The organism is Rhodococcus sp. PSi06, from assembly GCF_054960675.1.
In genome coordinates this window covers 162,062-175,224 of the sequence record NZ_JBHNYO010000006.1, presented here as the reverse complement: position 1 = coordinate 175,224, position 13,163 = coordinate 162,062, and the positions used below count along the sequence as shown (strand labels likewise).

Genomic DNA, 13,163 nt, shown 5'->3' with positions numbered 1-13,163 from the left:
GTTCGGTATATCGGGTCACTCCGCAGGCTCCGCTCCTGACCGAAAGGTCACTCCGCAGGCGCTCCGCTCCTGACAAGGTCGGCGATCGCGGTAGCCTGCCGAACATGAAACAAGGCGAACTCGTTCCCGACTTTTCCCTACCGGACCAGACCGGACAGACACGAACCCTGACCGAACTGCTGGCGAACGGTCCGATTGTGCTGTTCTTCTACCCCGCAGCCTTCACGCCCGGGTGTACCGCCGAAGCGTGCCACTTCCGGGACCTGGCCTCGGAGTTCGCCGAAGTGGGAGCCACCCGAGTCGGCATCAGTGCCGATGCGGTCGCCAAGCAGGCAGAGTTCGCCGCGGCCAAGTCGTTCGACTACCCCCTGCTCTCCGACGAGGACGGTGCTGTCGCCACTGCGTTCGGCGTCAAGCGCGGACTGCTCGCCAAACTCTCTCCGGTCAAGCGGGCAACGTTCGTCATCGGCACCGACCGAAAAGTACTCGAGACCTTCTCGAGCGAACTGCGCTTCGAGGCTCATGCGGACAAGGCACTCGAATACCTGCGCGCACATCGCGCGTAGAACATCTGTCCCACGTGATGCCTCGGGTGGGGGACCCTCGAGGCATCATGTGCAGACCACAACTATTTGGGCAGGAGTGGAGCCTGCAGGAACGACCCAGAGGCAGGAGTGGAGCCTGCAGGAACGACCCAGAGATATGAGTGGAGCCTGCAGAAACGACCCCAGAGATAGGGGTGGCCTGCAGTGAAGACCCAGAGATGGAGAGGTTCCCACGATGGACACGTCGGCGACTCCGAAGGAGTCGACTCCGAGTGAGGCGGTGGATCCCCGCTGGCTCAACGAAAGTCAACAGCAGGCCTGGCGGTCGCTCGTCGCTCTCGTCACTCGACTTCCCGCTGCACTGGACGCTCAGCTGCAGCGCGATTCTCAGCTGACTCATTTCGATTACTTCGTCCTCGCCACCGTCAGTGAGAACCCGCAGCGGCGCATCCAGCTCAGGGACCTGGCGGAGTACGCGAATGCGTCGCTCTCGCGGCTCTCGCACGTGGTGACCAAGCTCGAGAAGGCCGGTTGGGTTCGCCGAGAGTCCATCCCGGGCAGCCGCGGTTCCTATGCGGTGCTGACGGACTCGGGTATGGCCAAGGTCGTGGAATCGGCACCCGGACACGTCGGCACAGTGCAGGCGCTGGTGTTCGAGGGGCTCTCGGACGCGGAGGTGGCGCAACTCTCGACGTTGAGCGCTACCCTGCTTGCGCAGTTGGACAAGGGAATCGCTGCAGGCACCGGTCACGCCTGAGAGTTCTCGGGCCCCATCAGCACGTCGGCGTCGAAGCAGGTGTGCGCGCCGGTATGGCATGCCGCACCGACCTGATCCACGACGAGAAGAACCGTGTCACCGTCACAGTCGAGCCGAACCTCGTGCACGTACTGCGTGTGCCCCGACGTCTCACCCTTGACCCAGTACTGCTGCCGGGATCTGGAATAATAAGTGGCCCTGCGGGTTTCGAGAGTACGAGACAGAGCTTCGTCATCCATCCAGGCGACCATAAGCACCTGCCCTGTCGATCGTTCCTGCACCACCGCACTGAACAGGCCGGCGTCGTTGCGCTTGAGCCTGGCGGACAGAGTGGAGTCGAGCGTCATGGAAAGACCTCTTCGCTATCGAACGACGATGCGCTCGGAGCGCATTGCGTCTTTGACCTGACCGATGGTGAGATCGCCGAAATGGAAGACACTGGCGGCGAGAACCGCATCCGCCCCGGCGTGCACCGCGGGCGAAAAATGCTCCACTCGTCCCGCTCCTCCACTGGCAATGACCGGCACGTGCACCGCCGCTCGAACCGCCGCGATCATCGGTAGATCGAACCCTGCCTTCGTGCCGTCGGCATCCATCGAGTTGAGCAGAATTTCTCCCACGCCCAGTTCGGCACCACGTATCGCCCACTCGACCGCGTCGATGCCGGTACCGCGTTTGCCACCGTGGGTGGTGACCTCCCAGCCCGACGGGGTGTCCTGCTGGCCCTGCGGCACGGTACGAGCGTCGACGGAGAGCACGATGCACTGAGACCCGAACCGCTCACTGAGCTCACGCAACAACTCGGGTCGGGCGATCGCCGCGGTGTTGACGCTGACCTTGTCTGCTCCGGCTCGAAGGAGCAGGTCGACGTCGGCGACGGTGCGCACTCCCCCGCCGACGGTCAGCGGAATGAACACCTGCTCGGCGGTACGGCTGACGACGTCGAGCATGGTTCCTCGATCGGACGTCGACGCCGTGACGTCCAGAAAGGTCAGCTCGTCGGCTCCCTGGGCGTCGTAAGCGGCCGCCAGCTCGACGGGATCGCCCGCGTCGCGGAGGTTTTCGAAGTTGACGCCCTTGACGACACGTCCGGCATCGACGTCGAGGCACGGAATCACTCTGACCGCCACGCTCATCGCGCAGGTCCTTCCAGATAGTCGGCAGGGTCACCTAGTTCGGTGATCACCTTCAGCAGCTCGTCGTGAACCCCGGGTCCGGCCGCGAGCACCGACCTCGAGTCGACCGTCCAGGGTTCGCCCGCGAGATCGGTCACGATTCCACCGGCCGCGCGCACCAGCAACGCACCGGCAGCGTTGTCCCAGGCCCGATGACCGAAGACCACCGCACCGCCGAGTACACCGCTGGCCGTGTACGCCAGATCCACTCCGGTGGCACCGTGCATCCGTAGTCGGGAGGAGTGCATGGACAACTCTTCGAGAATACGGAACCTGAACCGCCCGGGCAGAGCGCCGCGACTGGCGACGTTGAAGGCACCGAAGCCGATCATGGACTCGCGCAATCCCTTCGGCTGCAGCGCCGGCAGCGGAACACCGTTCAACAGCAGCGGGCCACCTGCCACGGCAGCGAATCGCTGATCCACCAGCGGCAGCCACGTGAGCCCGAGGACGGGTTCCCCATCGGCGAGCAGCGCCAACAACGTTCCCGCCGATGGCAATCCAGACGAATAGTTGAACGTGCCGTCGATGGGGTCGAGCACCCAGACGAGGCCGGCGTTCAGATCCGGTCCGCCGAATTCCTCACCGTGAACGGCAATCCCGGTCGAATCGAACAGCTCCGCACCCAGCCGACGTTCGAGTTCGAGATCAACCGCGGTGGCGAAATCGTCCGGTCCCTTCTGCACTGCGCTCGGTGCGCCGACGCCCGCGACGAACCGATCGTGGATGCCGTCGAGCAATCCACCGGCGATCTCGAGCAGACGAGTCGGTTCCTCGGGGAGGGTCATTCGTTGTTACCGAGACACCGCAGCGAGGGCATCGGGCAGCGTGAAACGTCCGGCGTACAACGCCTTTCCGACGATGGACCCTTCCACGCCGCGATCGACCAGTCCTGCGATCGCCTCGAGGTCGGCAATGGTGGACACGCCGCCCGACGCGATCACGGGCTTGTCGGTCTTGGCGCACACGTCCGCCAGCAGTTCCAGATTGGGCCCCGTCAACGTGCCGTCCTTGGTCACGTCCGTCACCACGTAACGCGAGCACCCGTCGCGCTCGAGCCGTTCGAGCACCTCCCACAGGTCACCGCCGTCGCTGACCCAGCCGCGGCCGCGGAGTCGCGGAGCTCCATCGACGATGAGCACGTCCAGGCCCACTGCGACACGATCACCGAACTCGCCGATCGCACGGGAGCACCACTGCGGATCCTCGAGGGCTGCGGTGCCGAGATTGACTCGCGCACAACCGGTCGCCAACGCCGCGCGCAGCGACTCGTCGTCACGGATGCCGCCAGACAACTCGACCTTCACATCGAGTTCGCCGACGACCGAGGCGAGCAGATCACGATTGGACCCCCGCCCGAACGCGGCGTCGAGATCCACGAGATGAACCCACTCCGCGCCGTCGTTCTGCCACGCCAGGGCAGCATCACGAGGCGACCCGTACTTCGTCTCGCTCCCGGCTTCTCCTTGAACGAGACGAACAGCTTCGCCGCCTGCGACATCGACAGCAGGCAATAAGACCAGGCTCACGTGCGAATATGCTACGGGCCGACTCGTACCGAATTCAAAACGGGTGCCCGCTGCCTCGTCCGCAGGCCGTCACGACGGCCGTCGGATATCGGGACCGAGTTCTTTGCGCGTCATGCGAGTGGACACCACTGCCATTGCTGCGATCGCGCCGACCACGCCGGCCAAGGCTATGCACAGAGCCACGCCGGCGCTCGGCTGCACGGTAGCGATCAAGGCGGTGGCGATTGCCAGCACCGCGACGGCAGCACCGAGTGATCGAAAGGCCAGCCGGCCGAGCGAGAACTCGCGCTCGCTCACACCGACCGAACCCAATTCTCGAGCAACGCGGCACCGGCGTCTCCAGATTTCTCCGGGTGGAACTGCGTGGCCGAGAGCGCGCCGTTCTCCACGGCGGCGAGAAAGCGGCCGCCGTGATCGGCCCAGGTGAGCAACGGCGCGGCGATGGTATCGCCGGGTGCTAGTTCCCATTGTTGCGCGGCGTAGGAATGGACGAAGTAGAACCGGGTCTCGGGATCGATGCCGTCGAACAGCACGCTTTTCTCCGGTGCCTCGACGGTGTTCCATCCCATGTGGGGCAGCACGTCGGCTTGTAGCCGCTCGACCGTTCCCGGCCACTCCCCACACCCATCGGCCTCGACGCCGAACTCGACCCCGCGGTCGAACAGGATCTGCATTCCGACACAGATGCCCAGGACAGGACGTCCACCGGCCAAACGACGCCCGATGATGCGGTCGCCCCTCACTGCCGACAGACCTTCCATGCATGCGGCGAACGCGCCGACACCGGGAACGACGAGGGCCTCGGCATCGAGCGCTTCGTCGAAGTCCGACGTCACGGTCACATCGGCACCGACCCGGGCGAGCGCCCTCTTCGCCGAGTGCAGATTGCCCGAGCCGTAATCGAGCAACACCACAGAAGTCATGTGGCAAGTCTATCGGGGCGCGGTCTGGCGATGAGTGCCACCGCCGCGACGACGACCACCGTGGCAGCGGCAGCGGTGAATCCCGCGGTGTAGCCCACACTCGTCGCCAGGACACCGAGGGCCAGGGCACCCGCCCCGGTGCCCGCGTCGAAGCTGATGTTCCAGACGGCGCTCGCGCTGCTGTAGCGGGCGGGACCGGCTGCGTCGAACGCCATCACGAGACTGTCGTTCTGGCATGCGCCGTAGCCGATTCCGAACAGGACGGCCGCGACGAAGAACAGCGCCGCGGACATGCCGCCGAGTGCAGCGATCGCGAACAGAGCGATGCCGATCGCCGACGACACCAGCGCCGGAAACACCGATCGTCCGATTCCGATTCGGTCGGCCACCGACCCCGCGGTGTAACGCCCGACGAGCATCGAGGCACTGACGACGGCCAGTGCGAGTCCGATCATCGCGGCTCGGTTCGATTCGGCGATGGGCAGCAGACTGGTGATTCCACCGTAGGCCGCGGACACCGAGGCCACGACGAGGCACGGCACGAGGAACTGACGCACGTCCAGGCGCAGCCGCTCGAGCGGCTGCGGCTGCGGCGCGGGTCGGGTGGGCGGCAACAGCGCCACCCCGATCAGGCCTGCTGCGGGCACCAGTGCACCGAGTACGAACACAGCCGTCGGATTCGCCGCAAAAATCACCAGACCCAGTGGCAGCGTGACCATCTGAGCCAAAGCGACGGCAATGCCCTGCGCGCCCGTTGCCCGGCCGAGCAACGCTGTCGGAGCGAGTTCGGCGACGATGGCGGCACCGGCGACCGTCAACATCCCGAATCCGGTGCCGCGCAGCGCGGATACCGCCAGCGCCGGTACGGACTCCACCGAGACGATGAACAGCAGTGCAGGTAACCCGAGGAGCAGACACCCGGCAGCCAGAACCGCGCGGTGCCCGACTCGCATCAGCATGCGCGGCACGAACAGCTGAGTGATCACCGTCGTCGCCATGAAGATCGCGGTGCTGGCCGCGGCCACCGCGTCGGACGCCCCCGACTGGGACACAGCGAGTGGAACGACGGGGAGCAGCAAACCCCAGCCGCCGAACGCTGCCGCACCCATGGCCATTGCGGCGGGAAGGCCACGGATCGAGCTCAGACCACTCAAGACACGAGCACCGGTCGACCGGTCACAGACTTCCCTTGGTGGACAGAATTCCGGTCACACGCGGGTCGTACTCGGTGGCCTGCCGTAGCGCCCGCGCGACGGCCTTGAACTCGGCCTCGGTGATGTGGTGCTGGTCGCGGCCGTAGATCACTCGCACGTGCAGGGCGATGCGAGCGTTGGACGCCAGCGTCTCGAACACGTGCTTGTTGATCACTGTGGAATACGGAACGCCCGGGTAGCCGCCGATGACCGAGTGCACCATGTAATCGGGCTCGCCGGTGTGCACACAGTACGGACGACCGGACACGTCGACGGCCGCGTGCACCAGCGTTTCGTCCATCGGGATGAACGAGTCGCCGAACCTGGTGATGCCGGACTTGTCACCGAGAGCCTGACCGAGGGCCTGCCCGAGCACGATCGCGGTGTCCTCGACGGTGTGATGTGCCTCGATCTCGATGTCGCCCTTCGCCCGAACCGTCAGATCGAAACGCGCATGAGTACCGAGCGCAGTGAGCATGTGATCGTAGAAGGGAACACCGGTGGAGATGTCGACGATGCCGGTGCCGTCGAGGTTGAGCTCCACCGAAATGTCGGATTCCTTGGTGGTGCGTTCGATCTTGGCGATGCGGGGAGCGGGTGTGGTCACTTCGAGGCCTCTGCTGTTTCGGTCGATGCGAGTGCTGCGCTGACGGTGAGGAATCGGTCGTTCTCGTGCGCCAGTCCGATGGTGACGCGTAGATATCCGGGAATGCCCACGTCTCGGATGAGGACGCCGTCGTCGAGGTACCGCTGCCAGGTTGCCGGCGCATCGAAGAACCGTCCGAAGAGCAGGAAGTTGGCGTCGGACGACACCACGTGATAGCCCTGGCTGCCGAGTGCCTCGGCCACCCGATCGCGTTCGGCAGACAGTTCCGCCACGCTGCCGAGAGTGTCCGAGGCGTGCCGTAGCGCCGCCCGCGCAGCTGCCTGCGTGACTACCGAGAGGTGATAGGGCAAGCGCACCAACAACATTGCGTCGACGACGGCCGGGGCAGCCACCAGATATCCCAGCCGACCGCCGGCGAACGCGAACGCCTTGCTCATGGTTCGACTGACCACAACCTTGCTCGGGTAGCTCTCGATCAGTCCGATCGCGCTGGGCGCAGAGGAGAACTCGGCGTAGGCCTCGTCGACCACGACGATTCCCGGTGCGGCGTCGAGGATTCGGCGCAGATCCTCCTCGGCGATGCTGTGGCCCGTCGGATTGTTCGGGCTGGTGACGAACACGACGTCGGGCTTACGCTCCTCGATCGCCTGCACCGCGTAATCGACGTCGAGCGAGAAGTCTTCCCGACGCTTCGCGGGAATCCATTCGGTCTGAGTCCCCGAGGAAATGATCGGGTGCATGGAGTACGACGGCACGAACCCCAGAGCAGTGCGATCCGGTCCGCCGAATGCCTGCAGAAGCTGCTGCAGAATCTCGTTCGAGCCGTTGGCCGCCCACACATTGGCGGTCTCGACTGGAAAGCCCGTCTGGTCGGTCAGGTAGCGCGCCAGGTCGGCGCGCAACTCCTCGGCATCGCGATCCGGGTAGCGGTGCAGTTGCCCAGCGGCGACGCGAACCGAGTCCGCAACGTCGTCGATCAAGGCCTGCGTCGGCGGGTGTGGATTCTCGTTGGTGTTGAGCTGGACCGGCACCGTGAGCTGCGGCGCGCCGTACGGCGACTTGCCGATGAGTGCCTCACGCAGGGGGAGGTCGTTCAGTGAAATCGACTGCCCCAGAGCATCACTCATGACGTAGCACCGGAAGGCAAGCCCTCGAAGCGAAGCCGAACGGCTTCGCCGTGGGCCGGCAGATCCTCCGCGTTGGCCAGTGCAATCACATGCGCTGCAACATCTTTCAGTGCAGCTTCGCTGTAGTCCACCACGTGGATGCCGCGCAGGAATGTCTGCACGCTCAGACCGGACGAGTGCCGAGCGCACCCGGCCGTCGGAAGCACGTGATTGGACCCGGCGCAGTAGTCACCGAGGCTGACCGGCGACCAGGCTCCGACGAACACGGCACCGGCGCTCCGCACCCGAGCTGCGACGTCGGAGGCGTCTTTCGTCTGGATCTCGAGGTGTTCGGCCGCATACGCGTTGACCACTGCCAACCCTTGCGTGATGTCGTCGACGAGAACGATGCCGGATTGGCTACCGTTCAGTGCCGTTGCGACGCGTTCCGCATGCCGAGTGGAGGCCATCTGTGCGTTCACGGCCTCATCGACCGCGTCGGCGAGCTCGAGGCTGTCGGTTACCAACACACTGGCGGCCATGACGTCGTGCTCGGCTTGGCTGATCAGATCTGCCGCCACGTGGATGGGGTCTGCGGTGGCGTCGGCGAGAATTCCGATCTCTGTGGGGCCCGCCTCGGAGTCGATTCCGACGAGTGACCGGCACAGCCGCTTCGCAGCGGTGACGTAGATATTGCCGGGACCGGTGATGAGATCGACCGGAGCAAGTTCACCACCGTCGGTGTCGACACCGCCGTAGGTGAGCAACGCAACGCCCTGACCTCCGCCGACAGCCCACACCTCGTCGACGCCGAGTAGCTGAGCTGCAGCCAGAATCGTCGGGTGCGGCAAGCCGCCGAAATTCTTCTGCGGCGGTGAGGCCACAACCAGGGACCCGACGCCGGCAATCTGTGCAGGCACCACATTCATCACGACCGACGACGGGTACACGGCGTTGCCGCCGGGGACGTAGAGCCCGACGCGATCGACGGGAATCCAGCGCTCGGTCACGGTGCCGCCGGGCACCACCTGGGTGGTGTGGTCGGTTCGGCGCTGATCCGAATGCACCAGCCGAGTTCGCTCGATCGCTACCTCGAGCGCAGCCCGAACCGCCGGATCCAGCTCGTCGAGTGCGCGCACCAACTCCTGCTGCGGAACTCGAATGCGGTCCGGTCGAACGCCGTCGAACTTCTCGCTGAACTCGAGGGCAGCCTCGGCACCGCGGTCCTTGACGGCGTCGACGACGGGGCGGACCTGATGTAGCACCGAATCGACATCCACTCCGCCTCGGGGAAGTGCGCCGCGTAGTTCGGCGGTGGATGGAGTTCGTCCGCGTAGATCGACGCGGGCGAGCTCGATGCGGGCAGGCATAGTGGGCCCCTTCGTGGAGTCGGTTCGGTGCCGGGGTTCGGTCGAATCAATGTTGTCCGAGCTCCCAGGATAGTTCCACCGAATTCGGCTCAGCCCCGCACGTCCCACAGATGATGAATCGGATCATGGATGTAGTAGGCGGCAAGTGACTCGACGGAGAAGTTCGACCCGTCGCTGCGTCGACCCGTTCGGTGCCGCTGCCCGGGCGGCACGGCCGCGAAATCGTCGGCGAGCACGCGCGCGGCTTCGCCCAATTCGGCTGCCACCGACGAAGGGTCCTGGTCGTTGTAGTTTTCGGACACCGCGGTGGAGTCCTGATCCCAGTTCGCGAACTCCGGATTGTCCTCGGTGAGCACCAACTCGAGTCGGGTACGAAAGATCCGATGCGCGTCGCGAACATGTGCGGCGTATTCCAGCGCAGACCACGTCGACTCATCGGGTCGCACAGATACGTTGTCACGCTGAAGGACGGCCGTCCACCGGTCGATGTCGGCGCGGATCAGATCGGGAATGGCGTCGTATTCGACGCTGCTCGAGTCGAACCCGCAGTCCGGGCACTCTCGCTCGAGTACCCAGGTCCAGTTCTTGGTGTCGGGATCGATCGGCATGCGGGTGAGGATAGATCACATCGACTCAGCTCAGTGTCCACAATTCGCGTCGCGACATGTAATTTCCGCATCGGACGCGAATTGTGGACAGGGAGCACTGCTGCCGATGCTGTCAGGCGTAGCGCGCAGCCAGGTTGTGCAGCGTGCTCTTGATTCCCTGCGCGTTCTTCTGCGGCATCTTGAACAGCTCCAACATCTTCGGCACCTTCGCGGTGCCGTACTTGAAGCTCTCGGTGACCGTGGTCAGGCCCGGCTGCTTCTCCTCGAACTCCCAGCGCCAGCTGTGCCCCATCGGATGCTGCCACTCGACGACCTTGTGCCGATCGGCCTCGATGAACTCGGTGACCGTGCTGGTGATCTTGTAGGGCACGCCGTACTGCTTCATTCCTACCGAGAACTTGGCTCCGGTGCTGAGGCGATCGGGACCCCGTACGGTGTCCTTGACCGTGCCCGACCCATCCAGTTCACCGTGCCGGGTGGGATCGGCGACGATGTCGAACAATTCGGCTGCCGATGCGCGAACCTCTGTCTGCCGGGTGACCTGCTGAGGACCTGTGTCGATGGTTCTGATGTCTGCCATGTGTAGCGGTTACCCCGCGAACCCAGGATCGACACTCGACCGCCGAACGGCATGCGAGTTGACGCACGTAGTTCAATGAGTGCATGTCCTGGTCAGTGTGGCTTGCGTTTCTGGGTGCGAGCATCGTCATCAGCCTGTCCCCCGGTGCCGGTGCCATCGCATCGATGTCCACCGGCCTTCGATACGGCCTACGCCGCGGCTACTGGAACATCTTCGGGCTGCAGATCGGCCTGCTCCTGCAGATCGGCATCGTTTCTGTCGGGCTGGGTGCAGTCCTCGCCAGCTCTGCACTCGCGTTCACGGCAATCAAGTGGTTCGGTGTTGCGTACCTGGTTTACCTGGGTGTTCGTCAGTGGCGCGCAGCTCCTACCGACGTCGCCGACGCCCCCGCGGTGGCCGATCGGGGACCGACCATGCTGGCACGAGGCTTCCTGGTCAACGCCAGTAACCCGAAGGCCGTCGTGTTCATGGTCGCCGTCCTGCCCCAGTTCCTCGATCCGGCACGGCCACTGCTCACTCAATACCTCGTCATTGCAGCCACGATGGTTGCGGTCGACATGCTGGTGATGACCGGATACACCTCGCTGGCATCTCGGGTACTGCGACTGATGCGCTCGCAGCGCCAACAAAAGACGATGAACCGCACGTTTGCCGGCATGTTCTTCGCTGCCGCAACGTTTCTCGCGACCGTTCGTCGGGTGACACCATGAGGAAGTACCGCGTGATCATGAAGAACGCGCTCGGCGGAGACCCGATTCCGTTGGGACTGTTCGACACTCTCCTCGAGGCAAACACGTGGATACAGGATGTCGGTAAGCGGGACGAGCACGAACTCGGCACGTACACAGTGGAAGTGGAAGCAGCAGAGTGAGCAGTCGGTGTCCGTGCTCGAGCGGGGACACGTTCGACGCATGCTGTGAGCCGTACCTGCGCGGCGATGCGAGCGCGCCAACGGCCGAGAAGCTGATGCGATCTCGATTCACTGCGTTCGCCGTCGGCGATGCGACTTACCTACGCGCGTCGTGGCATCCCGCCACCGTGCCGTCCGAGGTGGATCTCGATCCCGATCAGCGGTGGTACCGACTCGATATTGTCTCGACCGACGCGGGCGGACTGTTCGACGACGCGGGAACCGTCGAGTTCCGAGCGCACTACAAGCACCCCGAGGGTTCGGGCACGATGACCGAGCACAGCCGATTCGCCCGCGTTGGTGGCCGCTGGCTCTACCTCGACGGGATTGTCTCTCCCTAGAGGTTGCGCAGCTTGGTCGGCCGGTTTCCCGCGGTGCGACGCGCTTCCTGCTTCTCTTTGATACGTTCGGCATCCTTGCGAACCTGGATCTGCGTGCGGCGCTCACGAACGAGCCACTGCGGCGGGCTGGCGATGAGCTCGTCGATGGCGTCGGTGGTCAACGCCTCGGTGACACCACCGCGAGCAAGGCCCGCGATGGACACGCCCAGCTTTTTCGCGATGACATCGCGGGGAAAGGGCCCGTTGGTCTGCAAGTCGGTCAACCACTGCGGGGGATCGTTACGCAAAGCCTCCAGGTCGGACCTGCTCACCATCGAGTTCTGAAACTCTTCGGGCGCTGCGGGAAGGTAGATGCCGAGCTTGTTCGCCGCGGTCAAGGGCTTCATGGTCTGCTGTTTGTTCTCCGGGCTCACCGGACCAGCTTATCCGGCATTCTGCCGTCTCGACGCCACCGTCCTGCACGCTGCGCGCCGTCCCATAGGCTCGACACCGTGAATATCGATGTGCAGACACTGCGCTGGTACGCCGCTGTAGCGCAACAACTGCATTTCGCCCGCGCCGCTCAGTCGCTCGGAATCTCGCGAATCCGCCTGAGCAAGACCGTCGTGGAACTCGAAGAGCAGCTCGGTGTCGACCTCTTCGTGCCAGGGGTCTCCCCCACCGAACTCACCGCGGACGGACGCGCACTGCTCGAGCGGGCTCTGACGGAGATTGCCGAAGACGACCGGTTGGCCGAGCTCGCTCAGGTTGCTGCCGCCGAGCCGACGACGTTCACCATCGGATACGCCGAAGGTGTGACGCTGACGAAGTGGACACGCATCTGGGCGGATCGATTCCCGGATGTCACGCTGTCCGTCACTGCGACCACGCCTGAAACACAGGTATCTGCCCTGCACGACGGAACGGTGGATGTGAGCTTCGTTCGACCGCCGATCGATCGCGAAGGCCTCAACGCCATCGGTCTGTATCAGGAAGTCCAGGTTGTGGTGGTCCCGAAAGACCACGCCGTCGCAGCTTTCGATTCCGTCACCGCCAGCGATCTTGCCGACGAACATTTGCTTGCCGATCCTTTGACAGTGCCCGAATGGGCTGCTGTAGCAACGGAACTGGAATCCGACAATCGTCCTGCCCTGCCCCCCATGAACAGCGTTGCGGAGACATTCGAGTACGTGGCTGCCGGACTGGGGGTGGCGATAGTGCCGCATTCGGTAGCCCGTTTCAACGCGCGCAAGGATCTCGTCTACCGACCGGTGACCGACGTCGAGCAGTCCCAGATCGCGCTGGCCTGGGTCGCCGAACACGAAGACGACCGCATCGAGGAGTTCATCGGCATAGTCCGAGGACGGTCGACCCGCAGTTCACGAGGCTCGGCCGACGACGCACCGGTCAAGAAGAAGAAAGCACACCCGTCCAAGCCTGCTCGTCCGGTTGCCAAGACGAAGACGAACACCCGCCGGAGCGGCAAGCGTCGCTGAGCCGGGGATCACCGCCCTTGGCAAGTACGAACGTGCGTTCGAAT

At 64.5% G+C, this 13,163-nt stretch carries 19 protein-coding genes; 6 read left to right on the top strand and 13 right to left on the bottom strand.

All coding sequences use genetic code 11. The features are described from left to right. The first annotated feature begins 104 nt into the window (after positions 1-104). On the top strand, positions 105-566 hold the full coding sequence (locus tag ACFI9K_RS10305) for a peroxiredoxin (RefSeq protein WP_462663401.1): 462 nt from the start codon (positions 105-107) through the stop codon (positions 564-566). Positions 567-780: 214 nt separating this feature from the next. Then, positions 781-1,302: a MarR family winged helix-turn-helix transcriptional regulator gene (locus tag ACFI9K_RS10300; RefSeq protein WP_462663400.1), complete on the top strand. Its 522-nt coding sequence runs from the start codon at positions 781-783 to the stop codon at positions 1,300-1,302. Here the strand turns inward: ACFI9K_RS10300 and hisI are convergent. From hisI to ACFI9K_RS10240, 12 genes are all read right to left on the bottom strand, one after another. Then, positions 1,293-1,649 carry a phosphoribosyl-AMP cyclohydrolase gene (hisI, locus tag ACFI9K_RS10295; RefSeq protein WP_462663399.1) on the bottom strand — a complete coding sequence of 119 codons (357 nt, stop codon included), beginning with the start codon at positions 1,647-1,649 and terminating at the stop codon, positions 1,293-1,295. The two genes, ACFI9K_RS10300 and hisI, sit on opposite strands and share 10 nt — an antisense overlap. A 15-nt stretch (positions 1,650-1,664) precedes the next feature. Beyond that, the gene (gene hisF / locus ACFI9K_RS10290; protein WP_222095788.1) at positions 1,665-2,438 is read right to left on the bottom strand and encodes an imidazole glycerol phosphate synthase subunit HisF; all 774 of its coding nucleotides are present in this window, start codon (positions 2,436-2,438) and stop codon (positions 1,665-1,667) included. Then, positions 2,435-3,265, bottom strand: coding sequence for an inositol monophosphatase family protein (locus ACFI9K_RS10285; protein WP_462663398.1), 831 nt, complete (start codon positions 3,263-3,265; stop codon positions 2,435-2,437). The genes hisF and ACFI9K_RS10285 overlap by 4 nt, the downstream gene beginning before the upstream one ends. Positions 3,266-3,271: 6 nt before the next feature. Then, on the bottom strand, positions 3,272-4,006 hold the full coding sequence (priA, locus tag ACFI9K_RS10280; protein WP_222095790.1) for a bifunctional 1-(5-phosphoribosyl)-5-((5-phosphoribosylamino)methylideneamino)imidazole-4-carboxamide isomerase/phosphoribosylanthranilate isomerase PriA: 735 nt from the start codon (positions 4,004-4,006) through the stop codon (positions 3,272-3,274). Positions 4,007-4,075: 69 nt separating this feature from the next. Further along, on the bottom strand, positions 4,076-4,303 hold the full coding sequence (locus ACFI9K_RS10275; RefSeq protein ID WP_462663397.1) for a hypothetical protein: 228 nt from the start codon (positions 4,301-4,303) through the stop codon (positions 4,076-4,078). Next, positions 4,300-4,929, bottom strand: a complete 630-nt coding sequence (gene hisH, locus ACFI9K_RS10270; protein ID WP_462663396.1) for an imidazole glycerol phosphate synthase subunit HisH — start codon at positions 4,927-4,929, stop codon at positions 4,300-4,302. The genes ACFI9K_RS10275 and hisH overlap by 4 nt, the downstream gene beginning before the upstream one ends. Then, positions 4,926-6,044 (bottom strand): MFS transporter, encoded by a 1,119-nt coding sequence (locus ACFI9K_RS10265; protein ID WP_462663456.1) that lies wholly within the window; start codon positions 6,042-6,044, stop codon positions 4,926-4,928. The genes hisH and ACFI9K_RS10265 overlap by 4 nt, the downstream gene beginning before the upstream one ends. A gap of 61 nt (positions 6,045-6,105) precedes the next feature. Further along, on the bottom strand, positions 6,106-6,729 hold the full coding sequence (hisB, locus tag ACFI9K_RS10260) for an imidazoleglycerol-phosphate dehydratase HisB (protein WP_027497292.1): 624 nt from the start codon (positions 6,727-6,729) through the stop codon (positions 6,106-6,108). After that, positions 6,726-7,856: a histidinol-phosphate transaminase gene (locus ACFI9K_RS10255; RefSeq protein ID WP_462663395.1), complete on the bottom strand. Its 1,131-nt coding sequence runs from the start codon at positions 7,854-7,856 to the stop codon at positions 6,726-6,728. The genes hisB and ACFI9K_RS10255 overlap by 4 nt, the downstream gene beginning before the upstream one ends. After that, positions 7,853-9,205 (bottom strand): histidinol dehydrogenase, encoded by a 1,353-nt coding sequence (gene hisD / locus ACFI9K_RS10250; protein ID WP_462663394.1) that lies wholly within the window; start codon positions 9,203-9,205, stop codon positions 7,853-7,855. The genes ACFI9K_RS10255 and hisD overlap by 4 nt, the downstream gene beginning before the upstream one ends. An 89-nt stretch (positions 9,206-9,294) precedes the next feature. Beyond that, positions 9,295-9,813: a DinB family protein gene (locus tag ACFI9K_RS10245; RefSeq protein WP_462663393.1), complete on the bottom strand. Its 519-nt coding sequence runs from the start codon at positions 9,811-9,813 to the stop codon at positions 9,295-9,297. Positions 9,814-9,925: 112 nt separating this feature from the next. Next, positions 9,926-10,393 (bottom strand): SRPBCC family protein, encoded by a 468-nt coding sequence (locus ACFI9K_RS10240; protein ID WP_462663392.1) that lies wholly within the window; start codon positions 10,391-10,393, stop codon positions 9,926-9,928. An 83-nt stretch (positions 10,394-10,476) separates the two neighbouring features. On the opposite strand from ACFI9K_RS10240, the gene rhtB reads away from it, so the two are divergent. Genes rhtB through ACFI9K_RS10225 form a run of 3 tightly spaced genes read left to right on the top strand, consistent with a single transcriptional unit; the run spans position 10,477 to position 11,644 of the window. Next, positions 10,477-11,103 carry a homoserine/homoserine lactone efflux protein gene (gene rhtB, locus ACFI9K_RS10235; protein ID WP_462663391.1) on the top strand — a complete coding sequence of 209 codons (627 nt, stop codon included), beginning with the start codon at positions 10,477-10,479 and terminating at the stop codon, positions 11,101-11,103. Beyond that, the gene (locus tag ACFI9K_RS10230; RefSeq protein WP_462663390.1) at positions 11,100-11,264 is read left to right on the top strand and encodes a hypothetical protein; all 165 of its coding nucleotides are present in this window, start codon (positions 11,100-11,102) and stop codon (positions 11,262-11,264) included. Before rhtB ends, ACFI9K_RS10230 begins: the two co-directional genes overlap by 4 nt. Continuing rightward, positions 11,261-11,644 carry a YchJ family protein gene (locus tag ACFI9K_RS10225; protein WP_462663389.1) on the top strand — a complete coding sequence of 128 codons (384 nt, stop codon included), beginning with the start codon at positions 11,261-11,263 and terminating at the stop codon, positions 11,642-11,644. The genes ACFI9K_RS10230 and ACFI9K_RS10225 overlap by 4 nt, the downstream gene beginning before the upstream one ends. Here ACFI9K_RS10225 and ACFI9K_RS10220 read toward each other — a convergent pair. Next, entirely contained in the window at positions 11,641-12,057 is a 417-nt protein-coding gene (locus ACFI9K_RS10220) for a DUF5997 family protein (RefSeq protein WP_462663388.1), read from the bottom strand. The two genes, ACFI9K_RS10225 and ACFI9K_RS10220, sit on opposite strands and share 4 nt — an antisense overlap. Positions 12,058-12,135: 78 nt before the next feature. On the opposite strand from ACFI9K_RS10220, the gene ACFI9K_RS10215 reads away from it, so the two are divergent. Continuing rightward, entirely contained in the window at positions 12,136-13,119 is a 984-nt protein-coding gene (locus tag ACFI9K_RS10215) for a LysR family transcriptional regulator (protein WP_462663387.1), read from the top strand. The last annotated feature ends 44 nt before the right edge of the window (positions 13,120-13,163 follow it).

Coding starts and splice junctions, on each gene's coding strand:
- ACFI9K_RS10305 (WP_462663401.1), top strand. CDS start 105: ATGAAACAAGGCGAACTCGTTCCCGACTTTTCCCTACCGGACCAGACC.
- ACFI9K_RS10300 (WP_462663400.1), top strand. CDS start 781: ATGGACACGTCGGCGACTCCGAAGGAGTCGACTCCGAGTGAGGCGGTG.
- hisI (WP_462663399.1), bottom strand. CDS start 1,649: ATGACGCTCGACTCCACTCTGTCCGCCAGGCTCAAGCGCAACGACGCC.
- hisF (WP_222095788.1), bottom strand. CDS start 2,438: ATGAGCGTGGCGGTCAGAGTGATTCCGTGCCTCGACGTCGATGCCGGA.
- ACFI9K_RS10285 (WP_462663398.1), bottom strand. CDS start 3,265: ATGACCCTCCCCGAGGAACCGACTCGTCTGCTCGAGATCGCCGGTGGA.
- hisH (WP_462663396.1), bottom strand. CDS start 4,929: ATGACTTCTGTGGTGTTGCTCGATTACGGCTCGGGCAATCTGCACTCG.
- ACFI9K_RS10265 (WP_462663456.1), bottom strand. CDS start 6,044: ATGGCCATGGGTGCGGCAGCGTTCGGCGGCTGGGGTTTGCTGCTCCCC.
- ACFI9K_RS10255 (WP_462663395.1), bottom strand. CDS start 7,856: ATGAGTGATGCTCTGGGGCAGTCGATTTCACTGAACGACCTCCCCCTG.
- hisD (WP_462663394.1), bottom strand. CDS start 9,205: ATGCCTGCCCGCATCGAGCTCGCCCGCGTCGATCTACGCGGACGAACT.
- ACFI9K_RS10245 (WP_462663393.1), bottom strand. CDS start 9,813: ATGCCGATCGATCCCGACACCAAGAACTGGACCTGGGTACTCGAGCGA.
- ACFI9K_RS10240 (WP_462663392.1), bottom strand. CDS start 10,393: ATGGCAGACATCAGAACCATCGACACAGGTCCTCAGCAGGTCACCCGG.
- rhtB (WP_462663391.1), top strand. CDS start 10,477: ATGTCCTGGTCAGTGTGGCTTGCGTTTCTGGGTGCGAGCATCGTCATC.
- ACFI9K_RS10230 (WP_462663390.1), top strand. CDS start 11,100: ATGAGGAAGTACCGCGTGATCATGAAGAACGCGCTCGGCGGAGACCCG.